This window comes from Acinetobacter puyangensis, assembly GCF_900096995.1.
GTDB lineage: Bacteria > Pseudomonadota > Gammaproteobacteria > Pseudomonadales > Moraxellaceae > Acinetobacter > Acinetobacter puyangensis.
Window position 1 is genome coordinate 62,237 of sequence record NZ_OANT01000011.1, and the last position, 24,617, is coordinate 86,853.

Here is a 24,617-nt window from a genome sequence, read left to right on the forward strand (position 1 = left end):
AGCAATGAAGCAACTGATGATGATCGGGTTTGGTGCAATGGCTTCAGAAGTGTATGCCAATTTACCAGATGATTTAAAACTGAAATGGATTGTTGTGCCTGCCAGCAGTAAGGCAGCAGTACAGGCAAAAGTAAGTCAGGAAATTCAGGTCATTTCCAGTATAGAGGAATGTCTAGGCGAACCGGATTATGTGGTTGAAGTGGCAGGTCAGGCAGCAGTGCATGAGCACGCCAAAAAGATCTTACAACGTGGTTGGTCACTAGGATTGATTTCTGTCGGGACATTAGCCAACCTGGATTTATTTACCGATTTAAAAGCCACTGCCGAAAAAAATGGTGCGCATTTGCATGTATTGGCAGGTGCCATTGCCGGAATTGATGGAATTTCTGCCGCCAAAGAAGGTGGTCTGGAACGGGTCATCTATAAAGGCTGTAAAAGCCCCAAAAGCTGGCGTGGCAGTTATGCAGAACAATTGATTGATCTGGATCAGGTACGTGAAGCACAGGTGTTTTATCGCGGTACGGCACGCGATGCTGCATTGAAATTCCCCGCCAATGCCAATGTTGCAGCCACCATTGCACTGGCTGGTGTAGGCATGGATGACACGATTGTAGAACTTACTGTAGATCCAGCCATCAATAAAAACAAACATACCATTGAGGTCGAAGGTCGCTTTGGAAAAATGCAGATTGAACTGGTGGGTGTACCTCTGGAAAGCAATCCCAAGACCTCAACACTTGCTGCATTAAGTGTGATTCGGGCATGTCGCCATAGTGTTGATGCGGTACAAATTTAAGGATGGAGCAAGACATGATCAAAGAAATTTATGTTGCAGGTGAATGGCGTGTGGGCAAGGGCAACGTGATTGAGAGTATTTTCCCCGCCGATCATCGTATTGTGAATGCGCAATTGTCGACTGCCAGTCTGGACGATGTAGAAGAAGCCATCCAAAAAGCCGAACAGGCATGGCGTGAACCAAGCTGGCGTAATAGTTTACCGTTTCAGCGTGCCAAGATTCTATATAAAGTCGCCGATTTGATCGAAGCACGTGCCGATGAGTTGAGTCGTCTGCAAACCCGTGACAATGGTAAACCTTTAACAGAAACCAAAGGTCTGGTATTGAGTGCCGCAGCAACCGCACGCTATGTAGCGGCTGCCTGTGAAAGCATGGACGAAGAACTGACTTCACAACGTGCCAATGATGTACTCACCATGAGTATTCATGAGCCGGTTGGTGTCGTGGCAGCGATTACGCCATGGAATTCACCGATTGCCAGCGAAGTACAAAAGTTAGCACCAGCCTTGGCGGCAGGAAATGCAGTAATTTTAAAACCAGCTGAGGCAACTTCCCTGATTGCACTGGAACTGGCAAAGATCTTTGAACAGGCCGGATTACCAAAAGGCTTGCTCAGTGTGCTGGTAGGTAAAGGTTCTGTGGTCGGTGAAGCGATTGTTAAACATCCATTGGTGAAAAAAATCTCTTTTACTGGTGGCACCAATACAGGACGTCATCTGGCGCATATTGCTGCGGAGAAATTGATCACTACTTCTTTGGAACTGGGTGGCAAATCTCCCACCATTATTTTAGCGGATGCCGATATCGAACTGGCGTGTAAAGGCATTGCCTATGGCATTTTTAGCTCTGCCGGACAAGCATGTATTGCTGGTTCAAGATTGTTTATCCACCGCAGTATTTATGAGCAATGTTTAGAACGCCTGATTGATATTACCCAAAATCTGACCATTGGACATCCGGAACAAGCCGGCACGCATGTCGGCCCCCTGATTAGTCAGGCACATTTAGCATCGGTGGATCGTTATGTGCAACTGGCAATCCAAGAAGGCGGTAAGGTCGAAATTGGTGGGCAGATTCTTACTGATGGCGATTTTGCCAAAGGCAGTTTCTATACGCCCACCATTATTACTGGACTGAGTAATCAGGCACAGACTTGTCAGGAAGAGATTTTTGGCCCTGTTCTGGTGGTATTACCCTATGACAATGAACAGGATCTACTCGTTCAGGCCAACGACAGTTGCTATGGTTTGGCCGCAGGGATCTGGACCGAAAATTACCGTAAAGCATGGCAACTGGCCAAGGCACTGGAAGTCGGCACTGTATGGGTCAATACCTATAAGAAATTTTCAATTTCTGCCCCTTTTGGTGGTTATAAGGAAAGTGGGATTGGTCGGGAAAAAGGCCGTCAGGGCTTGCTGGCCTATACCCAGCAAAAAAGTATTTACATCGGCTTAAATGAACAACCAAACAATTGGTCTGATCCATTCAATCGGGTTTAACATATTAATTAAAGGAATCAAGGTATGACTGAGCGTGTCAATGTAGGCGAAGCCATTGCTCGAGTGTTGGAACAACATCAGGTCGAGAGTATTTATGGTGTCATTTCTATTCATAATTTACCGATTGCCGATGCTGTAGGGCGTCGTGAAAAAATCCGTTTTGTCGCAGCACGTGGCGAAGCCGGCAGTGTCACCATGGCCGATGCACATGCCCGTTTTAAAGGTTTAGGTGTGGCATTAACCAGTACTGGTGCTGGGGCAGGTAATGCCATTGGTGCATTGATTGAATCGATGAATGCGGCAAGCCCGGTATTACATCTTACCGGTCAAGTCGAACGGGAATATCTGGATCGTGATGCCAGTTTTATCCATGAAACCAAAGATCAGCTGACTTTTTTAAAAGCATCAAGCAAAGCTGCATTTCGCATCACCAGCCCGGATCAGGCTGTGGGTATTATCCGTGAGGCAATTCGGGTGGCGACCACTGTGCCTATGGGTCCGGTGAGTGTTGAGATTCCAATTGATGTACAAGCCGCAGAAATTGATTTACCGCAAAATTTGGGGCCTGTACACGCATTGCAACTACCCTCTGTTTCAGCATCAGAAATCAATTTGCTGAGTGAGGAAATTAAAAAAGCACAACGTCCAATTTTCTGGATAGGTGGCGGTGCATTGCATTGTGTGGATGAAATTCGTGCTATTGCGGATTTGGGAATTCCAGTGGTGTCCTCGACCCATGGTCGTGGCATTCTTGCTGATGAGCATCCACGTACTTTAGGTGCATTTCACAATTCTGCGGCAGTTGAAAAACTGTTGGCTGATGCGGATTTAATGGTGGTGGTCGGTTCTCGTTTACGCAGCAATGAAACCAAAACCTATTCACTCAAATTTCCGGATAATCTGATTCAGATTGATGCTAATCCTGTGGCGCAACAACGTAATTATAAAGTGCGTCAGTTTATTGCAGGCGATGCCAAGGCGGTTTTACAGTCTACGTTGGCGCAATTACAAGGCATCAGTAAAATTGATTCAGCTTATGATGCCGCTATCACGGCAGCCAGACAAGCTGCGATCGAAGCATTAACAACACAACTGGATCAATATAGCCTGATTTGTCAGCATTTAAGAGCTGCTTTACCGCAAGATGGCATTCTGGTACGTGATATCACCATGTCTGGCAGTACTTGGGGCAGCCGTTTATTTCCGGTACAACAACCCAATCAGAATATCCATTCCCTTGCTGGGGCAATCGGTCTGGGGCTGGCGATGGCCATTGGTACATCCATTGCAAATCCAGACAAAAAAGTGGTCGGTCTGGTCGGTGATGGTGGTCTTGCACTGGGTGTCGGTGAAATTGCCACCATGGTGCAGGAAGGTACCAATCTGGTGTTAATGATTATGAATGATGGCGGTTATGGCGTTATGCGGGGTATCCAGAATAATTATTTTGGTGGTCGTCAGTATTTCAATGAATTGCATGCACCCGATTTTAAAATGCTGGGTGAAGCAATGGGCGCAAAAAGCTGGCGTGTATCCAGTGCTGACGAATTCAAAACAGTGATTCAGGAAGCAGTGGCATGGCAAGGTCCGAGTGTGATTGAGCTGGATATGAATGCGATTGGTCCGTTGAAATTTGCCGGACCACCGCAGAAAAAACTGTATTAATTCACTGTGCAGTGAATGTCTAAACCTCTCTGATTCTTTCTGTTAGAGAGGACTTACTCTCCTTATTTAAGGCGGCCTTAAGCAACGCAGGGGAGAGTTGTACCCAAAATTTGTGTGATATCCCTTTAGTGTGATTAGGGGGCTTTTTGATTATGTAGCTTCATGATGTAAAGGTGAACAGATGAGCAGTCGGCGAGAACATGATTTACTCGGTGAACGAGAAATTCCAGCGGATGCCTATTATGGCATTCATACACAACGTGCTTTAGATAATTTCCAGATTTCCCAGCAACAGATTGGCCAGAATCATTTATTCATTAAAGCACTGGCTCAGGTGAAACAGGCATCTGCCCTGACCAATTATGATTATCATAAAATCAGTAAATTCCAGTGTGATGCGATTTTATATGCCTGCAAGAAAATAATTGATCAACCACAACAGTGGCAACATGTTTTTCCACTGGATATTTATCAGGGTGGCGCTGGTACGTCGATTAACATGAACTGTAATGAGGTGATTGCCAATATTGCCTTGAAGCATCTGGGGTATGAGAAAGGTCGCTACGATATTATCCATCCTAACGATGTGGTAAATAAATCACAATCAACCAATGATGTTTACCCCACTGCTTTAAGATTATCGCTGTATTATCAAATTGATGAACTGATTATCAGCTTAAATCATATTATTAAAAGTATTGATAAAAAATCTAGAGAATTTAAATCGGTCATTAAAATGGGCCGTACCCAGTTGCAGGATGCGGTCCCTATGACACTGGGACAGGAATTTAAAGCCTATGCCACTTTGCTCAGAGAAGATCGGACACTTATCCAAAAATTAAGACCGCTATTGCTTGAAGTTAATCTGGGTGCAACCGCGATTGGCACAGGCGTCAATACAGGTACTGGTTATGCAGGACAGGCTGTACAACATCTGAAAAAAATTACCGGATTAGAATTAAAAGGGGCTTCAGATTATATCGAAGCAACCAGTGATTGTGGGGTATTTATCCTAATTTCAAGTTGTTTAAAACGTTTGGCTTGTAAACTTTCCAAAATTTGTAATGACTTACGTTTGCTGTCTTCCGGCCCGCGAACTGGCTTAAATGAAATTAATTTGCCGCAGTTACAAGCCGGATCATCGATTATGCCAGCCAAAGTGAATCCAGTGATTCCAGAGGTGGTGAATCAAATCGCCTTTAAAGTGATTGGGAATGATATGACCGTGACCATGGCCGCAGAAGCTGGGCAATTACAGCTCAATGTCATGGAGCCAGTCATTGCAGCATGTATGAATGAATCACTGTCGTTACTGTGCAAAGCCATTGAGAGTCTGGATCAAAAATGTATTCAGGGCATTAGCGCAAATGCCAAACAATGTCATGCGGCCGTATTAAACAGTATTGGCATTATTACCTTACTTGATCCTATTCTGGGACATGAATGCTGTGATCTGATTGGTAAACAATGCATTGCCGAAAATAAAACTGTGCCCGAAGTCGTACTTGAGAAAAAATTGTTGACACAGCAGCAGCTTAACGAGATTTTTTCTGTTCAGAATCTGGTATCCGATGATGCATATTGTCGTGTACTAAAACCCATCGCCATCTAAATTTTTTTAACCGAAATTTTGTAAAAACAAAGTTTCATATATAAAACAAGTCAAAGCCTTGGGGTATGAAAGGGTGAGTAGCGAGGAGTATTGCAATGAAAAAATTGAGCAGACCATTCATGGTTTTTAGTGCATTGATGAGTACCTTGTCATTCAATGCGGTAGCAGCAGATTCGTTTTTGGAGTGGAAAAATGATGATGGTAGTCAATCGTTGAAATTAGGCGGAGTCGTGCGTTTTAACCATCGTTATGAAAGTTGGGGTGGTGAAAACGATGGTGCAGGTAAAACGCATTTTGATATTTTTCGGGTAGATCTCAAAGGTAAATATGATGATTTTTATCTTAATTCCAGCTATATCTTGCAGGATCAAGAATACACGTCAATTGAAAAAGCCTATGTCGGCTATAACTTTAATCAAAATAATAGTATAGAAGCAGGATTTGTTTATAAACCTTTTGCCATTTATCCCTATCCACAAAATGGCTGGACTTACCATATCCCTTTTTTCTTGGGCTATGGTAACAATGTTGCACCGGGATTAAACTGGAATTATGTGGATCAGGACTGGGATGTTCGTCTGGGTTATTATCCGCGTATGTTGGCGACGGATTTGCGTTATTCGCCGGAAAGTGCAACCTATGATGATTTGACAGAAAATGCTTTTGCCCCTCAAAAAGGCTATCAGAATGAAAAGCAAAATCAGGTCAATGCCCGTATTGTGAAAAAATTCGATACCGAGGTGGGTAAACAGGAAGTCGGGTTATCCGGTGCAGTTTCTCAACTACATAATAAAACCACCGATAAAAATGGTAAATATTATGCACTGGGTGCACATGCCAATAGCAATATTGATCGCTGGAACCTACAGGGTTCGGTTATTCACTATAAATATGATGCCAAAAATCCTGAAGGTGTCGATGGCGATATGACCTTAATGGGTGTCAATGGATTAACGCCTGCGTATTTCATTGCCTCTGAAGGCACAATCTCCAGTTTAAATGTGGCTTATACTTTGCCAGTAAAGGATTTTGGCAAACTAAAAGCAATTAAATTCTATAATGATTATAGTTATCTGGATAAAAAACGTCACGACTGGTCTGCTTCGCAAATGAATACGACGGGTATGATGTTTATCGCCAATCCATTCTTGGTATGGGCAGATTATACCTGGGGCAAAAATGCCAATATTATTGGCGGGGCGACCAATAGTACCGGTTTTACCAGTACCAGCTCGATGAATAGTGATAAATGGCTATATCGAATTAATGTAAATTTTGGTTTTACTTGGTAGTAGCGGCATATGAGCAGACATTTTTTATGATGGTCTGCTTTGATTCAAAAAGTGTTTGTAGAAACCTTGATCTCTATGGATAGAGGAATTGAAATGATGGTTAAATGAATTATCAGGCATGTCACGATTTAAAATATGTGTTGGTTGTCTTCTGATTGCTGGAGACGGCCAACATATCTTACAACAACACGGTTATAAAATTTTTTGCTGACATAAAGAACAACATTGTATATAAATTTTCAATTGCATATAATTCTCATTAAATTTCACATTCACTCTATCCATGTCAAGATGAAGAACAATCCATTGATTGAGGCACTGGTCACGTATCATGACGATCTTGTTGATTATATTAGCTATCGTTTTGGTGATCGCCAATTTGCGCAGGAAGTGGTACAAGAAACCTGTATTCGGGTCTTACAAAAAACCATACAACCGGAGGAAATTCAAAGCCCAATGGCTTTTTTACGCACCATTTGTTTGCGTGTTGCCATTGATTTTTACCGTAAAGAAAAGCATGTGCACAAATGGATGGATTTTTGTCAGGAGCCACAAGATTATGTGGGATCACATCAAAAAACACTCACTTCACCAGAACTACAATTTGCCAAACAGCAACGAGAACAAATTCTGCTGCTAACCATTCAGCAATTGCCTGAGAATTGTCGCGATATTTTTATTTTGACCCAGCTTTATCATTATTCGCAACATGAAGTGGCAGAACATCTGAATTTATCCAGAGGCATGGTGGCACGTTATTTGGCAAAAGCCTTTAAAATCATGTTACCTATTTTGCTGGTGCATGATGAATAATCAACAACAACCTGAGCATGAACAACAACAGGATTCGGAACGGGTCAAAAAGCAAAGACAGATACAACAAGCTTTGGAACCTTTTGAAGATGCACTGATTGCACAACTCCCTAAACCTGAAGATATTATTCAGGCTGCTTTAGAGCGACAGAAAAAACAGCGGCAGCATCAGAAAAAGATTTTATCGCTGCTTGTTTTGGCAACATTGGGTGGAATATGCTGGTGGAATCCGGTGTATGAACAGCATCTGTTAAGTACAGAAGTCGGTGAGCAAAAAGATTATGTTCTATCGGATGGCAGTCGAGTTCAACTCAATACTGCTACACAATTACAGGTTGCTTATCGCTTATTTTCCAGAACCATTCAGTTACAGCAAGGTGAAGCAACCTTCCATGTGCAACATGCGGCATGGCATCACTGGTTGCCGTGGGCAGAGCGTGATTTCAACGTTCAGGCAGGTGATATTCGTATTGAAGATATTGGCACCATCTTTAATGTGCGTAAACTGGCACAATATGATGCACAAATCGCAGTGGTGCAGGGACAAGTTCGGGTCTGGTCGGCGGATCAACAACAGTCTACAATTTTAATGACGGGGCAGAGTATCTCGACTGTACAAGGACAATTTGCGGCTTCACAACAGATACAGGATGTACAGCGGTTGATTGCCTGGCAAAAAGGATATTACTATTTTAATAATCAGAGGCTGGCTGATGTGTTGGCCGAATTAAAACGTTATGGTGATTTACCGGTAAGCATTCAATCTGATGAATTGGCGAAATTACGAATTTCTGGTCAGGCCGATTTAACTCAGCGCATGCAACTAATACGTGCGTTACCAAGTTTTGCACCTGTTAAACTTGTTGAACAGGATGATGGTTCGATGGTGATTGCGAAGAAATAGAGATAAATTTACAAGAAATTACATTTTTGCTTGAGCTTTTTTAGTGTTTCAAACGTCATATAGCGTGATAAAGAAAAAAAATTAAAAATATTTTAAAAAGTGGTGTACAACTTTTATTTCCGAAACGACATACAGGATACAGGCACAAAAAATTGTGTAAAAAGTCGAATTTTGGGGAAAAATCAATGATCAAACATAAAACGAATTTGCGTTTAAAACGTATCACTTTAATATTGGCCTCTGCATTGTATGCGGGCGCAGTCTTTGCGGAAACAATCTATGCTATACAGATTCCGGCACAACGTCTGGACTTGGCATTACAAAGTCTGGCACAGCAAAGTGGTACACAGATTTTATTTGTGACGAAAGCTGTAAATAATTATCAGTCAGAAACATTGAATCAAGAGCTCACTGTTGAACAAGCACTACAACAACTTTTAAAAGGCAAAAATTTACAGATTAAAAAGATTGGTGAAAATAAATTTTCGATTGTAGAGGGAATACCTCAAGCTCGTAATATGGGGCAGCTAAAACCGATTGATGTGAATGCATCAGGAAGAGCAAGCCGTGATGCAAATGCAGTGCAGTTGCCGGCGATAACAGTGGTTGCAGAAGAAGAAAGTTATGTTGCTAGAAAGGTAAGCATTGGAAAAACTGAACAAAGTTTAAAAGAAATTCCTCAGTCTGTATCTGTTATGACCCAAAAGCAAATAGAAGATCAAGGATTTACTAGTATTGCCAAAGCTTTAAATCAAGCAACAGGGGTCACTACGACAGGTGAAATAGGACGAGAATTATATCAAATTAGATTTGCGGCAGCCAATACACAAGTCAATGGCGTATCATGGTCAGAAAGTCCATCTAATGAAGATCCAGCACTCTTTGAAAGGATTGAAATTTTAAAAGGTCCAACAAGTTTATTAACGGGTAGTGGCGAACCTAGTGGATCAATCAATTTTGTGCGGAAAAGACCAACTTTAAATGCTCAAGGTTCTGCTGCAATTTCAGGTGGTTCATGGGGCAGCTATCGTTCTGAATTTGATGTGAGTAGTCCATTCAATCAAGATGGGAGTTTACGTGGTCGCTTGGTCGCTGTACAAAATAGTCAGGGGAAACACTATGACCACGCTAAAAATGATGAAAAAACTACCGTATACGGTGTGGTTGAATATGATATTGTGGAAAATGCAACATTAGGGCTTTCTTCAACTTATGTGAAAGAGCGCTATATAAACAACTGGGGATTGCCATTTAATCACTTAGGACAAGTTCCAAATAGAAATGCTTTTGTAGGTTACAACAAATATTCAGATAAAGAACAAATAGATTTAGCACTAGATTTCCAATATAAATTTGATAACGATTGGGTAGGTAAAATTTCTTTTAACCATCGTGAACTTGAAAATCAATATTACGGACTTTTTGCTTTTTCTAAATTAGATATTAATGGTAAGGCAGATGTTGGATTGGGTTATATTGATTGGGATCGAACTGAGAAAAATTATGATATTCATTTTTCAGGTCCTATTCATGTATTTGATCGAGAGCATAAATTATTGATTGGTTATAATGTTTCTGAAGATCATGATTTATATGGTAATATCTATGCTTATCCGACTCAGGTTGATGTATTAAACCAGCATGATTATTCCAGTATTGTAAATAAAAGCATTAACAGTACAGCCTATAACTTAAACAAAAAAAGTGGGTTTTATATATCAGCACAGATCAGGATTCTTGATCCTCTGACTTTAACACTTGGTGGTCGATTGTCGGACTATAAGCCGAAAAGTAGAACTATTGCTGAAACAACGACAGCATGGATTGAAGGTACGGCAAAAGTAAAAAATGAGTTTACACCTTATGTAGGTTTGGTGTGGGACTTAAACGAGCAGTTTACTTGGTATGCTAGTTATGCAGAGTCTTTCGTCCCTCAGACATCACAAAATTATTTAGGTGAAGCACTTGACCCTCGTATAGGCTGGCAAATTGAAACAGGTGTTAAAGCTGATTTTTTAGATGGTGATTTAAATGTAACTGCTGCGATTTTCCAAATTCGGGATAGAAATCGTGGCGTGATTGATCCTTTGCATACAGGTTGTCCAGGTCGGGGAGGAATATGTTATCAAGCTGCTGGAGAAGTACAATCCCGAGGTGTTGAATTAGAGATCACAGGCAAGCCAACCCCGAATTGGAGTTTGATAACAGGCTATACTTACAATAATTTGGAGTATCTCAATGATAGTAATAGTTCAAATGTAGGAAAACGTTTTTCACCAGATGTCATTCCAGAGCAAACGTTTAAATTGTGGTCAGTTTATCAATTTGATAAAAGTATTTTAGCAGGAATGTTAGATGGGATGGATATAGGAGTTGGTGTACAAGCACAAAGTGATGTATATACCACGGATATTAAACAAAGTGGTTATGCAACTGTGAATGCTCGTATTGGATATCAAATTAATCCGAATTGGCAAATTTCACTACAAGGGAATAATCTCTTCGATACGTCTTATTTATATTATCCTGGATATGCAAGTTACTACAACATCTACGGTGAACCGCGTAATTTCTTACTGACGTTACGTGCGAAATATTAAATTTGAATCTGCTGATGTAAAGCACCATTTTCGGATAGTGCTTTAAAATACTTTTTTACAAAAGTTAACACAAATTTATGAGCTTTTTTTCAATCTCATTCGTCTTAGTATATAGAAACAGGAAATTTTTAATTAAATACCTTGCTTATAGTAGGACTGTTAATTTCCACCAAAATTGGATTCGTCATGCCGGACTTGAGAGATGTATCTCGCAAGGAGCGTCCAGTACGGTAACCGTGCTTTATTCTATACTAATTTCTGACCCCATTTTGACTAAAAGGATATACGACATACCCTAATTAATACATGCACGTATGACCGCCAGCATTACAGAAATAAAAAGAGCCCTGAGGCAAACCATATAGGTAGCACATGGCGAACCTATCGCTATCCTGAATCGCAATATCCCAGCATTTTATTGCATCTCAGTCGATCTATATCAAACCATGATAGAACAGCTTGAAGATATTGAACTCAACCGTATTGCAAATGCACGAAGCAATCAGAAATGCATCAAGGTTGATATTAATGACTTATGACATCAATACGAATCACAAAGAGTAAAAACTAAAACATACCAACATATAGCGCCATACCAAAGTTTGCACTACAATGTACTTAATATTAATGTACATTATGGTGAGATTATGAGCGCAGCAATTGAACGGATTAATTTAAGAGCAACCCGAGAAGCCAAACAAGTGATTGAACAGGCAGCAGCCCTAACAGGAACAACGGTAAGTGCCTTTATGTTGCAACAATCCTATGAAAAGGCATTAAGCCTGATTGAACAACAGCAACGAATTACCGTAAATGCACAAGATTGGGAAAAACTGAATAAGGCATTGGAAAACCCACCACAAGCCAATGATAAATTAAAGGCATTAATGGCATTGGGTGAGCAACTTGTCTAAGTTACTGTTTACTATTGAGCCATTAAGCAGCAAATACGATAGAAATACTTTTGATTGTGGAGAGCCATTACTCAACAATTTTTTAAAGCAGCAGGCAAGCCAACTACAAAAGCGTTTAGTCAGTCGTACCTATCTTGCCATAGACCAAGACAATCAGATTGCAGGGTTCTACAGTCTTTCGACGACACAAGTACACCGTACGCAATCGCCTGATCAATTTAAGCAGTTTTCTGCTTATCAACCGATCCAAGCAGCATTGATCGGACGTTTGGCAATAGACCAGTCTCATCAAGGGCAAGGTGTAGGACGTTATCTATTGGCGCATGCACTGACCACGATTAAACGTCTTGCAGATACGATTGGCATAGCTGTTGTAGTCATTGATGCAAAAAATAAGGACGTGGCAGAGTTTTATAAAAAATTCGGATTCTTTTCATCCAGCGATTTAGATTTACAACTATTTTTATTGGTGAAAAGTATTCCAGATGTAGGCTAAAAAGGCTTGTCGCTGCCATTATGGCGATCGAATATGACTGGAATTAATCCTTAAGAACTAGACCTGGTATGATGTCAGTAAGAAAAATTGTAATGAACGCTCTGGATTCTTGAGATGCGACTAAAGCACTGCAAGTTAGGAATGATTGCATTGTAAACTTGACAGCCCTGCCTTTTGAAAGGGAATTTTAAATATATGATTAAATTCCTATTCTTGTAAAGTTTATTTTTTAGTCAATGACGAGTTAAAGAAAATTTTTATACACAACAAAACACGGTGTTAAAATTGATGCAAAGTTGAGCTTTTTTCAATCTCAAACGTCTTAGTATATAGAAACAAAGAATGTCTAAAGTAAATTAAAAAAGATAGAAAAGCCTTTTGATAAAATTTGCACAAAACCTAAAGCTATGGCATGCTGTGCTTACTTATGGATTGCGATCCAAAACGAAATGAAACGACAAGGGGAGTAGCCTCCTCAAACATAGCTTTAAACCCGCTATGTGTCAGATATCGTCAATACACTTTTTAATAAAAAGTCGGTATCTGAGCATCATCTTCCAGATGGTGTAGGCAAGACCTTGATCATGTTGAAAACAGATGAAATTCGTCTGGCAACTGGTCGAGGTTTTTTTATGCCCAATTGCTGGATATGGAGGATGAAATATGGCGTCAGTCGGTAATATTTGGCTGTATCTGGTGTTCTTTGGCATTGTCTTTGTCATGCTATTGATCGACTTTTTAGGCTTTAAACAAAAACAGAATCAACCTGTTCCCTTGAAACAAGCGGCGTGGTGGAGTATCGCTTGGGTTTCGGTTGCCATGCTTTTTGCCGGTGGTTTGTGGTTGTATCTACAACAGACATTTGATGTCGGCATTGCCAACCAAAAAACCCTGGAATACATCACCGGTTATTTACTGGAAAAATCTTTGGCAATTGATAACGTCTTTGTCTGGCTAATGATTTTCTCGGCTTTTGCCATTCCTCCCGCATTGCAACGTCAGGTGTTGTTATATGGCGTGATTGGGGCAATTGTTTTAAGAACCATTTTTATTTTTATCGGCGCATGGCTGGTACAGGAATTTTCTTGGATATTATATATTTTCGGTGCATTTTTGGTTTATACCGGATTTAAGTTCTTAAAAGGACAGGAAGAAGACCCAAATATCGAAGATATGAAATTGCTAAAATGGTTGCGTGGACATTTACCGATTACCAATACTCTGCAAGGCAATAAATTTTTTGTGCGGGAGCAGGGCAAGCTTTGGGTCACACCGCTGTTTATTGTGCTGATTCTGGTTGAATTTTCCGATGTAATTTTTGCAGTTGATTCAATCCCGGCGATTTTTGCGGTCACTACCGATCCCTTTATTGTATTAAGTGCCAACTTGATGGCAATTCTGGGCTTACGTGCGATGTTCTTTTTACTGTCTGGTGCCGCGGCTAAAATGCATTATTTACCCTATGGTTTAGGGGTGATTTTATTGTTTATCGGTGCCAAGATGTTATTGCTGGATGTATTCCATATGCCGATCTGGATATCTTTAGGCTTTATTGCAATTGTCCTTGCCATCACTGCTTATCTATCAATTCGTTATAATAAGCAACAAAATAATCTTTCTTAACGTGAATTCGGGATAAGATGTGTAGAAGAAATGTATTTCGTAGCAGCGTCCGCTGCTTGTTCGAGGTCAGCAGATTATCTGCAAGATAATGTTTTTCAATTAATTTGTTTTTTAGCGGTATTGGACCGAGTTTGCAGCGGACAAATGGTTTTGCCTACTTTTCCCGAAAGAAAAGTAGGTCGAACCGAAGGTTAATCCTAAAATATGCCTAATCTTGTAAGACTCCGTCGTGATTCTTTCGTTGAAATTAGTTTTATTTATACAAAACAATGACTATTTATTCCGAACTGGCATTTTCTTAAGTTTTGCTCCATGAAAAGACCCTGTGACCCTATCTAATTACTAGGGAGTACAGGGTCTTTAGGCGCAAAATATTTAAAGGCGATTGGCATAAATGCCTTCAATGGTATCGACCAGTGTTCGTGTCGTATGGTCAATTTCAAAATTGACAAAATCGCCCTGTTTTAGAAATTTTAGATTGGTCAGACGCAAGGTTTCGGGAATCAGATCGACAGAGATCAAATGCTGCGCCTTATCCACATTGTTGACGGTTAAGCTGCAACCATGTAGTCCGATAAAACCTTTGTGAAAGAAATACTTCATTTTTTCGGCAGGAATGGCAATATCCAGATGCAGGGTTGCGCCATGGTGCTGTAATTGTTTGATCTGTGCCATGCCTTCGATATGCCCATACAGACTGTGCCCACCATTTTCCATACCGACTTTAAATGAGCGCTCTACATTTACGGGACTGTTTTTTTGCAGGAATTGCAAGGTGGTTAAGGCATTGCTAACATCCGAAATATCAAAGGCGATCGATTGCAGATCTTCGGATATCTGGGTGACGGTCAGACATACGCCATCAATTGCTACACTGGCACCGATAAAAACATCATCAAATAATCCTTGCGTATTGCTGACAAAGATTGTGCGGTAGCCATCTGCAAGTTGTATGTTCTGGATGTGTTCCACACCCATGACGATGCCAGTGTACATTATCTTTTCCCTTTAATTAATTTTGATAACCAGAATTTAGTATAAAGTAGAAATCAATTCATGGTGAGGCTTTTCATGCTGTTAAAGTCATCCGGATTTGAGTGCTTCTCACCTAGAGGATGTTGAACATACACAATATCAATTATTCACAATCAAATCATGATCTCATTATATAATCAGTCTAGATTTTATCAGGAAGAATACAATGAAATTATGGCACGGTGTCCTATTGGCGACCTCTACATTGGCAACAAGTAATTTTGCACAAGCTGATCTGATTGGTATGTATGGTAGTGTGGATTATTGGAATTTAGGCGGGGATTATAATGAAGGGCGATCTGGAAGTCGCTTAGATGGTGGCAATGCGCTGGATCTGGATGATAAAGGCCAAGCACAATTTGCATTATCATTTGAACATCCAGTTCCCTTAATTCCCAATGTCCGTATTCGTCATGTCAGTATTGATGCAGAAACAGAGCAGACATTGGCTGGCAATCCAACGTTTGATATTCAGTTAAACAATACTGATTTTATTCTTTATTATGAACTTCTGGATAATATTGTCAGTGCCGATGTCGGTATTGCAGCAAAACATCTGGACGGTGATGTGACTTATCATGGCTTAATCGGCAAAGATAAGCTAAATATCAGTGAAACGGCACCTATGCTCTATGGTGCTTTAGGTGCAAAACTTCCTTTTACCGGATTAAGTGCTAAAGCGGAAGCCTTGTTGACCAGTTATAGCGATACCAAAATCAGTGATGTATCTGCCGAAGTGAAGTACGATTTTGTTGATAATTTACTGGTTGATGTGGGTGTCAAAGCGGGCTATCGTATCTTAAATATTGATCTTGATGATCAAGATGATATTGATACAAAGTTCCGTTTTAAAGGGCCTTATATTGGTTTGGAAGCGCATTTCTAATATAAACGTTTGAATAAATAATAGTTGTGATGCAGCCTGCAATCGCATGAGCAATTCATGATTGCAGGACTGTAAAGTGTATTTGGCTCATTTATCGTTTCACGTGGAACATTTTATTTTAATTTATCCCAAAATTTTCGAAAATCTCTGGCTGTATTGATCCAGTGCTGTTTGGCAGCTTTATGAATAGGGGTAAAGTTAATAAACCCATGGGTCATATCCGTGATCTCATTGTATTGTACTTGAATACCGGCCTGTTTTAGCTTCTGGGCATATATTTCTCCTTCATCATGAAGTAAATCAAAACTGGAAGTGATCACATAGGCAGGTGCAACTTTGCTTAAGTCGCCATATAGCGGTGAAACCAAGGCATCATCGAGTGCCACATTGTGCCGAGTCACATAGAGTTCGGTCACGGTATCGATATCATTGTCATTTAAAATTACGCCTTCACGAAATTTATAATAAGAGGCATAACGATTTTTAAAATCTACCGTTGGGTAAATCAACAGTTGTGCTGTGGGTGCATAGATGGCGTGTTGTGTTTTTTGACAGACCACTGCACTTAAATTACCTCCGGCACTATCGCCTGCAACGGCGATCCGTTTTCCTGCGATGTCAAGCTGTTTATCATGCTGATATATCCATTCTAATGCTTCAACACAACAGCCCACAATGTATTCCGGTGAATGTTCCGGTGCAAGGGGATAGTCGATACTTAACACCTGTACATTGGCAGATTTGGCCAGTAAACGGCACGCTTCATCATGTGTATTGAGATCACCGACAACAAATCCACCGCCATGATAAAAAATGATTAAGGGCAGTTTCTTCCCCGGGTTGGGATGATAGCGTCTGGCATGTAAGGTCTGACGTTTTAATGGTAAATCCAGATCTTCAACCCATTTTATAGGGGTTGGTTTTGCCACAAGAGAACGCATTTGTCGCTGGAATAGAACACGACTTTTTGCATAATCTTCGGTAACTAAATTAATTTTTCCTTGTCGCTGCTGTATTGCAAGCAAGCATTTTAAAAAAGGGTGAAGGGCTTTAAAATCATGCTGATAGCCCAATATTTGGGCAAGGCGTTGTTGTATGACTTTGGGTGCTTTATCCAAAGTGCGGGCACTTGAGCCTTGTGATTTTTCCAGAAACTGCGCTATATCAAAAAAATTACCCATGTTGAACTTCCTATTACGATTGTCTTGATGCTTTATCCAAAAGCATCTACATGTTTTATTCATATTCACGCCGCTGTTTTATGTATTCGCTGTATAAGCACAATGCTTTTAATACATAATCCGTGTAGTGATCGAGTAAGCTTTTTTTATGTTGATAATCTACCTTAACTTGAAAATGTAAATTGTCAATAATTTTTAGTGGTGGCTCGATATGACGAATGGAGGCGAATTATGTATAAACTGATAACGACAGGCATCGTCATTACCATGACAATGATTGGCTGTGCAGTCTTACCGGAAGATAACGGGCGCTATCGCCAAGGTGGATATTATGGGCATCAGACAGATGCAGTTTATCAGCAACGTCGTTATGAACAGCAGCGACAAAGGGAAAGACAGCGTGCCTATCAGCAGGAACGGGAACGTCAGTTATGGTTAAGGTCACAGCAACAAAAGCAATCCCAGTATGATCGGTCTCGTCAAAGTGAACAACAACGTCAGCGTGAACTGGAACAGCGCCGGCAGCGGGCAGAGCAACAGCGCCATGGTCAGAAACAGGCCGAAGATAAACGTCGGCAGGACAAGCAACATCAAGATAAGCAACGATATGCGCAGGAAAAACGTGCTCAGGAAAATCGGAATCGTCATCAACAACAGCAAAACCGTAAACGTGAACAGGATGTCAAACAGCAACAAAGACAAAAAGCTGAACAAACACGTCGTGAGCGCTTAGAACGATCAGAGCGAAAATGATGGCGTTAATCGCCTCATTTAAATCATAAAAATAGAATAATAAGGCTTTATCTGTCTTTGGCGTACGGATTAAAAATAAAAAAAATCGATGGAATATGCTAATCTGCGCCGTTTTTTACAGTATTCTTAGGTATTCCATGAAAGAAAAGGAGAGCATATGACCCAACAAAGAGAAAACTGGTCTGCTCGATCTGGATTTATTATTGCAGCAATTGGCTCTGCGGTTGGTTTGGGTAATATCTGGCGATTTCCCTATGTTGCCTATGAAAATGGGGGCGGTGCCTTTTTAATCCCTTACTTAATTGCCTTGTTTACCGCAGGATTACCCTTATTGTTTCTGGATTATGCGGTTGGGCATAAATATCACGGTGCACCACCGACTGCTTATAAGCGTTTATTCAAGCCGATGGAATCACTGGGTTGGTGGCAGGTGATGGTCACATTGATGATTGGGATTTATTATGCAAGTGTGTTGTCTTGGGCGGGTAGTTATATTTATTATTCGATTGGGCAGAAATGGGGTGAAAATACCGAACAATTTTTCTTCCAGAATTATTTGCAAAATGCCGATCAATTAACTTTTGGTTTTGTACCGCACCTGTTTTGGGGATTGGTACTGGTTTGGCTTGCAACCATTGTGATTTTATACGGTGGTGTGAAAAAAGGGGTTGAATTATCCAATAAGATTTTTATGCCGTTACTGATGGTATTATTTTCTATTCTAGTGATTCAGGCATTACGTTTGCCCGGCGCTGTTGATGGCTTAAATGCTTTTTTTACCCCCAACTGGACGGCGATGAAAGACTATAAAGTCTGGTTGGCAGCTTATGGCCATATTTTCTTTTCTTTATCTGTCGGCTTCGGCATTATGCTGACTTATGCTTCTTATCTTAAGCCGAAAACAGATTTAACCGGTTCGGGGCTGGTGGTTGCCCTTGCCAATTCATCCTTTGAAATTCTGGCTGGTATTGGTGTATTTGCGGCACTGGGCTTCATGGCATATAGCTCTGGTTTGCCTGTACAGGAAGTGGTCAGTGGCGGTATTGGGCTGGCATTTATTGCCTTTCCAAAATTGATTTCCAGCTTGGGCGCTGGTGGTGATTTATTCGGCTTGTTATTTTTCACGTCTTTGGTGGTTGCCGGGATTACCTCGATGGTCAGTATTCTGGAAGTGCCGATTTGTGCATTTCAGGACAAGTTGGGTTGGTCACGTAAAAAATCGGTGACGATTGTTGCAGGTGGCTCTGCAATTGTTTCCACGTTATTATTCTCAACCCATAGCGCAGTAACTTTTGTCGATATTATTGATCATTTTGCCAATAATATTGGTATTGTCGCAGGTGCTTTTTTCTCGATTATTATGGTGAGTTGGTTCAAACGTCCTTTGCTAAAACAACTGGAACAACATATTAACGCCACGTCCAGTATTTCTTTGGGTAAAGGTTGGGAGTTTATGCTGACCGTTGTGACACCTTTATCCTTGCTGGTTGCACTTGGTTTAACCTTATCCGCACTAATCACCAAGGGCTATGGTGATTATCCTGTATTTGTACAGGTGATTTTTGGCTGGGGTTGTATCGCATTGTTTGCATTGGGTGCATTTTTCTTTAGTCGTTTTAAAGATCATGGTCATTCGGGAGATTAAGCATGAATACATCTGCACTCATTATGATGATTATTTCGATTGTTTTATTATGGGGAGGATTAATTCTCGCCATGATTCATTTAAGTAAACATCCTGAAAGTGAGGACTAGGCTCTGTAAATAATTAGCATATTATAATGATAATTATTTACATTGGTGATTATTTTTCATATAGAATAAAGACATCTATTTTGATGTCTTTTTTCTTATGGATTTTTTTAGCCATCAGGTCTTAATCGCCTTTTTAGTCACTGTACTTGCAAGTTTGGCAACCGTTGTAGGCGGTGCGTCAGTACTTTTTTTTAAGCAGCCGAGCCCTCGTTTACTGTCTTTTGGACTGGCATTTGCTGGTGGGGCAATGGTCTATGTGTCCTTGACAGAAATTCTCAATAAATCAATTGATTCCTTTACTACAGGCTACAATGCGCAAATTGGTTTTGCCTTGGGAACATTTTCTTTTTTATTGGGCATATTATTGGTGATTGCTCTGGATCGTCTGGTTCCGAATCCTCATGAAGCCATTGATCAGGGACAAATCGGGCAGCACAGTCAAAAATCTCTTTACCGTACCGGTTTATTAACCTTGTTTGCGATCACTGCGCATAATTTTCCCGAAGGTTTAGCCACTTTTTTTGCAACGCTGGAAAGTTCGACATTGGGCGTACCTTTGGCGGTCGCGATTGCCATTCACAATATCCCCGAAGGAATAGCCATTGCCTTACCCGTGTATATGGCAACACAGAATAAAGCGCTGGCCTTAGGTGCAAGTTTTATCTCAGGTTTGGCAGAGCCTATTGGTGCATTGATTGGTTATAGTATCCTTGCGCCATTTATGAGTCCTGTTGTATATGGCTGTGTGTTTGGTTTGATTGGTGGCGTGATGGTGTTTTTGGCCCTTGATGAATTGCTTCCTGCTGCCAAGCGTTATGCCAAAGGACATGAAACTGTTTATGGTCTAGTGACTGGTATGTCAACATTAGCCCTTAGTCTGGTCATGTTTCAGTTTTTCCAGTGACAGCAGGAAAATTCTGAAGCGGTAATCACCTCTTCAGGTTTAAATTTTCTCAATCAGACAATAATAAAAACCATCGCCCTGACCTTGTTGCGGTAAAAGCTGACGACCATGTGCCTGCGCAATGCCCCAGTCAACATGCAGAGGAATTTCTTTTGCATCTTGGTGTGTTGCAAAAAAATCCAGCATCTGTTGTTCATTTTCCACTTTTAGAATTGAACAGGTGATATAAAGCAGTGATCCACCTTGTTTAAGTTGTTGCCACATATGATTGAGAATGGTTTTTTGCAACTGCACAGTTTGGGCAATATCACTGGACTGACGCAACAAACGAATATCTGGATGACGACGTAATACACCAATCGCAGAGCATGGCGCATCAAGCACAATACAGTCTGCCTGTTGTGGTGCTTGCCATGTGGTGGCATCGGCACTGATGATCTCGACTTGCTCGGTGAGCAGTTTTAAGCGGCTTAGATTTTCTTCCACACGCAGTAAACGCTTGGGATCTGCATCTAATGCAATCAGTTTGGCTGGGCGATATTTTTCCAGTAAATGTGCAGTTTTCCCACCCGGTGCGGCACAAGCATCAATCACAAATTTTTCATTTAAATCTGGTAATAGCATTGCACACAGCTGCGCATGTTCATCCTGTACCGAAAACCAGCCTTGTTCATAACCCGGCAATGCAGGAATATGCACAGTCTGATCAAGAGTGATGCCAACATCCGAATGTGAACAGACATGTGCCTGAATATCATGTTGCAGCAGTTTATCTAAATACGCATCCCGTCCAATCAGGCGTTGATTGACCCTTAATGTCAGAGGGGCGCTAGATTTAAGTTGTTGACATAAATCGTCACTTTGGTTTTTCCAGTCTTTTTTGAGACGTTTATACAGCCAGCTTGGTAAACCATGCGCTGCTTCAAGTTGAGCTTGTAACTGCGTACGCTCTCGTAGAGCGCGTCTTAAAATCGCATTGACCAAACCACTCGCCGATTCAAAACCAAGTTGTTTCACCGCATTGACAGTTTCTGAGATTGCCGCATGGTCGGCAATTCGGGTACATAAGATCTGGTATAAACCGACATATAGCGCAGTTTCGACAGGTAAATCGCTAATAGGCTTTTGCAATAAAGGCAAAGTCACCTGTTTCAGGCCAAACCATTGTCTGAGTATACCCAGACTCAGTTCGTGAAATAATGCTTTATCCTGATCATTGATCGCATTTAAATATTTGTTTTGGAGCTGTGCCAGAGATTGCCCTTGCTGGACTGCGATCAATAATTTGATTAACTGGGCGCGTAAATTTATCGAAGATACAGATTGCGTTGGATTCATAATAATATTTGTCCAACCTGCAATTTTTGTGTCTGAAAGACTTGTACAGCATTTAATGCCTTGCCGCCTGCCCATTGCAGACTGGTCAAACGTAAAGTTGTGCCTGCACCACAGGCAACCAGTACACCTTGTTTATCAACCGCCAGAATTTCACCATATTTTGAGGTATGTGTTTCTTTTGCTGGTTCGGCAGACCAGATGCGTAATGGAGAACCTTCGGCAACAAGACAAAACGCAACTGGTACAGGATTAAAAGCGCGAATATGCAAATCCAGATATTGTGCAGGTTGTGCCCAATCGATTTTTGCTTCAGCCTTCACAATTTTATGCGCATAATTGCTCAAGGCTTCATTCTGTATTACACGATTGGCCTGATAATGTTGTAAATGTTGTTCATCTTCAAGTACTTCACCAATGGCTTCTGCACCCAATTGAGTCAATTTGTCATGTAGAGTCGATGCAGTGTCTGTTGCAGTAATATCACAGCTCACCTTGTATAACATATCCCCGGTATCCAGACCTTTTGCCATTTGCATAATGGTTACCCCACTTTGCTGATCGCCTGCCAAAATCGCCCGTTGAATTGGTGCAGCGCCACGCCAGCGTGGTAATAAGGACGCGTGAATATTGAGACAGCCATATTTGGGTGTGTCTAACACGACTTGCGGTAAAATTAGGCCATAGGCTGCAACCACCATGACATCAGCCTGAAAATCTGCCAATTGTTGTTGTGCTTTTATGCCTTCATCACTGCTGCTTTTAAAGTTTTCGGGTTGTAGCACCGTTAAGCCATGTTGCAAAGCCAATTGTTTTACAGGAGATGCTGACAATTTTTGTCCACGTCCTGATGGACGATCAGGTTGTGTGTACACGGCAACAATGTCATGTTGAGTATTGATTAAAGTGGCTAAGGCAGTTGCAGCAAATTCTGGTGTTCCAGCAAATATCAGTTTCATAATTTAGGATTAAAATCGGACATTTAAAAATTATATCCCGTGTTGAGATAAAAAGAGCATTTTATTTGACTAAAAAGAGTGCTCATCACTTTTTTACATTGTGATGTTGCAATGACAAGTTGCCCCTTTTTATGGTTGATATCTAAGTTCTAAGGGGCAACTCAAGTGTTTATCTATTATTTTATAGTGATTTGAGATTAAAATATTCTTCTCTTTAGATGTCTATCCAACTATATAATGATGTTTAAGTTCTATTTTTTCTGAATTTGAGAGGTGTTTCTCCCGTCCAGCTTTTAAAGGCACGTTGAAAAACACTTTGTTCTGCATAACCTAACAGATCTGCAATTTCGTTTACATTGAAAGTATTATCTTTTAAATATTGTTCTGCTAACTTCTGCCGCACCTGATTAAGTTTGGCATTAAAGCTAATATCTTGTTCTCTAAGTTTTTTCCTTAACAATGTGGTAGACATTCCCATATGATTGGCAATATCTTCGATATGGGTTGTTTTATTTTGGATACAATGAACCATGCTACTGTGTAAAATTTGTCCAAATTCATCTAAGGGCGTTAATTGTGCCAATAGTCTGTTTGCCTTCTTTTTTAGAATTCGATATAGCACCTTATCTGGATTAGGTAAGGTTATGTTTTTTAAGTCATTTGTTGACATAATGATGGAGTTTGTTGGTGCATTAAAAATAACAGGACATCCAAAATATTTTTCATACAGATAACTTTCCGCGGGTTCTGGATAAAAGAATTTTATGCATTTCAATGTAATTTTATGCGGAAAAATAACTTGTTTCACGATATTAATTAAAACTGCAAAGAAAGTCTCATCCACGAGTTGACCAGCTTTTCCATGATAGTCTGACCAACTTAATTCGACAAAGCCATCTTTGATTTGAAAATTAACAATATTAAAATCATATAATAATCGCTCATAGTGAATAAAGTCGGATAAAGCTTCGAATAAATTAGACTGTGAAAAAGTAAGATATGACAGAATACCAGCATAAGAAGATTTAACATGATTTGCGATACTCAATCCTATTGCGGGCATTGGATATTGGTCATGAATATCATGCAGAATATTTGACCAGACATGAAGGGGGAGACGTTCATAAACATCATGTATTTCACTAAAATCTTCATTAAAATATAATACACACTGTTTTGGAACTTTTAGATGATTAGTTTTGCAAAAGTCTACAACCATAAATAATAATAATACAGTGATAGAGCCTTGCAAGTCATTCGTATGATCCATATCTTATCAACCTTAATTACAAAAAATGAGCAGACTTAGATTTTGTTAAAGTTGGATTATTTTTAAACAGAGCCAAATAAAAATTATTGCGAATATATCTATACAAACAAAATCAGTGGATTTCATCTTGTCATATAAGTATTTGCAGGTATGAGAAATCATTTATTTTTTAAACTATAGCTAAAATTAGTCAATTGATTGTAATCGAAATTAAATTCAAGATATTGATTTTAATAAATATTTTTACATTAATACGTTGAATAATTTTCACAAAATTTAAGTAAAAATGTGATTAAACAATCAAATTATTTTAAAAATAGCAAAA

Annotated in this window: 21 protein-coding genes; 16 read left to right on the forward strand and 5 right to left on the reverse strand. The window is 40.3% G+C overall.

Annotated features, from left to right (window positions below; all coding sequences use genetic code 11):
- Positions 1-4 precede the first annotated feature (4 nt).
- The 11 genes from CRO21_RS15155 to CRO21_RS15210 all read left to right on the forward strand — a co-directional run bounded on the left by CRO21_RS15155 (position 5) and on the right by CRO21_RS15210 (position 14,214).
- Entirely contained in the window at positions 5-796 is a 792-nt protein-coding gene (locus tag CRO21_RS15155; protein ID WP_097080154.1) for an aspartate dehydrogenase, read from the forward strand.
- 14 nt (positions 797-810) lie between these two features.
- The gene (locus tag CRO21_RS15160) at positions 811-2,295 is read left to right on the forward strand and encodes an aldehyde dehydrogenase (RefSeq protein ID WP_097080155.1); all 1,485 of its coding nucleotides are present in this window, start codon (positions 811-813) and stop codon (positions 2,293-2,295) included.
- A gap of 24 nt (positions 2,296-2,319) precedes the next feature.
- Entirely contained in the window at positions 2,320-3,960 is a 1,641-nt protein-coding gene (locus tag CRO21_RS15165) for a thiamine pyrophosphate-binding protein (RefSeq protein WP_097080156.1), read from the forward strand.
- Between the two features lie 181 nt (positions 3,961-4,141).
- Entirely contained in the window at positions 4,142-5,572 is a 1,431-nt protein-coding gene (locus CRO21_RS15170; RefSeq protein WP_097080157.1) for an aspartate ammonia-lyase, read from the forward strand.
- A 95-nt stretch (positions 5,573-5,667) separates the two neighbouring features.
- On the forward strand, positions 5,668-6,864 hold the full coding sequence (locus tag CRO21_RS15175) for a hypothetical protein (protein WP_213064430.1): 1,197 nt from the start codon (positions 5,668-5,670) through the stop codon (positions 6,862-6,864).
- Positions 6,865-7,155: 291 nt separating this feature from the next.
- Positions 7,156-7,677: an RNA polymerase sigma factor gene (locus CRO21_RS15180; RefSeq protein ID WP_097080158.1), complete on the forward strand. Its 522-nt coding sequence runs from the start codon at positions 7,156-7,158 to the stop codon at positions 7,675-7,677.
- A complete protein-coding gene (locus CRO21_RS15185; protein WP_171294069.1) occupies positions 7,670-8,581 on the forward strand; it encodes a FecR family protein in 912 nt (303 codons plus the stop codon). Before CRO21_RS15180 ends, CRO21_RS15185 begins: the two co-directional genes overlap by 8 nt.
- A gap of 185 nt (positions 8,582-8,766) precedes the next feature.
- Positions 8,767-11,181: a TonB-dependent siderophore receptor gene (locus tag CRO21_RS15190; RefSeq protein ID WP_097080160.1), complete on the forward strand. Its 2,415-nt coding sequence runs from the start codon at positions 8,767-8,769 to the stop codon at positions 11,179-11,181.
- A 647-nt stretch (positions 11,182-11,828) separates the two neighbouring features.
- Complete coding sequence (locus CRO21_RS15200) at positions 11,829-12,095, forward strand: type II toxin-antitoxin system TacA family antitoxin (RefSeq protein ID WP_097080161.1); 267 nt, start codon at positions 11,829-11,831, stop codon at positions 12,093-12,095.
- On the forward strand, positions 12,079-12,591 hold the full coding sequence (locus CRO21_RS15205) for a GNAT family N-acetyltransferase (protein ID WP_228150466.1): 513 nt from the start codon (positions 12,079-12,081) through the stop codon (positions 12,589-12,591). The genes CRO21_RS15200 and CRO21_RS15205 overlap by 17 nt, the downstream gene beginning before the upstream one ends.
- Before the next feature lie 663 nt (positions 12,592-13,254).
- Positions 13,255-14,214: a TerC family protein gene (locus tag CRO21_RS15210; protein ID WP_097080163.1), complete on the forward strand. Its 960-nt coding sequence runs from the start codon at positions 13,255-13,257 to the stop codon at positions 14,212-14,214.
- A 375-nt stretch (positions 14,215-14,589) separates the two neighbouring features.
- Here CRO21_RS15210 and CRO21_RS15215 read toward each other — a convergent pair whose 3' ends face one another.
- A complete protein-coding gene (locus tag CRO21_RS15215; RefSeq protein ID WP_097080164.1) occupies positions 14,590-15,210 on the reverse strand; it encodes a riboflavin synthase subunit alpha in 621 nt (206 codons plus the stop codon).
- A 205-nt stretch (positions 15,211-15,415) separates the two neighbouring features.
- Between CRO21_RS15215 and CRO21_RS15220 the strand changes: the two genes are divergently transcribed.
- Positions 15,416-16,135 (forward strand): TIGR04219 family outer membrane beta-barrel protein, encoded by a 720-nt coding sequence (locus CRO21_RS15220; RefSeq protein WP_097080165.1) that lies wholly within the window; start codon positions 15,416-15,418, stop codon positions 16,133-16,135.
- A gap of 113 nt (positions 16,136-16,248) precedes the next feature.
- Here CRO21_RS15220 and CRO21_RS15225 read toward each other — a convergent pair whose 3' ends face one another.
- Positions 16,249-17,316, reverse strand: coding sequence for an alpha/beta hydrolase (locus CRO21_RS15225; RefSeq protein ID WP_097080166.1), 1,068 nt, complete (start codon positions 17,314-17,316; stop codon positions 16,249-16,251).
- Positions 17,317-17,547: 231 nt separating this feature from the next.
- On the opposite strand from CRO21_RS15225, the gene CRO21_RS15230 reads away from it, so the two are divergent.
- From CRO21_RS15230 to zupT, 4 genes are all read left to right on the forward strand, one after another.
- Positions 17,548-18,069, forward strand: coding sequence for a hypothetical protein (locus tag CRO21_RS15230; protein WP_097080167.1), 522 nt, complete (start codon positions 17,548-17,550; stop codon positions 18,067-18,069).
- A gap of 157 nt (positions 18,070-18,226) precedes the next feature.
- Complete coding sequence (locus CRO21_RS15235) at positions 18,227-19,714, forward strand: sodium-dependent transporter (RefSeq protein WP_097080168.1); 1,488 nt, start codon at positions 18,227-18,229, stop codon at positions 19,712-19,714.
- 2 nt (positions 19,715-19,716) lie between these two features.
- Positions 19,717-19,824, forward strand: a complete 108-nt coding sequence (locus CRO21_RS15240; protein ID WP_097080169.1) for a methionine/alanine import family NSS transporter small subunit — start codon at positions 19,717-19,719, stop codon at positions 19,822-19,824.
- A 97-nt stretch (positions 19,825-19,921) separates the two neighbouring features.
- Positions 19,922-20,728 (forward strand): zinc transporter ZupT, encoded by an 807-nt coding sequence (gene zupT / locus CRO21_RS15245; RefSeq protein WP_097080170.1) that lies wholly within the window; start codon positions 19,922-19,924, stop codon positions 20,726-20,728.
- A 39-nt stretch (positions 20,729-20,767) separates the two neighbouring features.
- Here zupT and rsmB read toward each other — a convergent pair whose 3' ends face one another.
- The 3 genes from rsmB to CRO21_RS15260 form a co-directional block, all read right to left on the reverse strand.
- The gene (gene rsmB / locus CRO21_RS15250) at positions 20,768-22,066 is read right to left on the reverse strand and encodes a 16S rRNA (cytosine(967)-C(5))-methyltransferase RsmB (RefSeq protein WP_097080171.1); all 1,299 of its coding nucleotides are present in this window, start codon (positions 22,064-22,066) and stop codon (positions 20,768-20,770) included.
- Positions 22,063-23,022, reverse strand: a complete 960-nt coding sequence (gene fmt / locus CRO21_RS15255) for a methionyl-tRNA formyltransferase (protein ID WP_097080172.1) — start codon at positions 23,020-23,022, stop codon at positions 22,063-22,065. Before fmt ends, rsmB begins: the two co-directional genes overlap by 4 nt.
- Positions 23,023-23,266: 244 nt before the next feature.
- Positions 23,267-24,292 (reverse strand): helix-turn-helix transcriptional regulator, encoded by a 1,026-nt coding sequence (locus CRO21_RS15260; RefSeq protein WP_213064431.1) that lies wholly within the window; start codon positions 24,290-24,292, stop codon positions 23,267-23,269.
- Between the last annotated feature and the right edge of the window lie 325 nt (positions 24,293-24,617).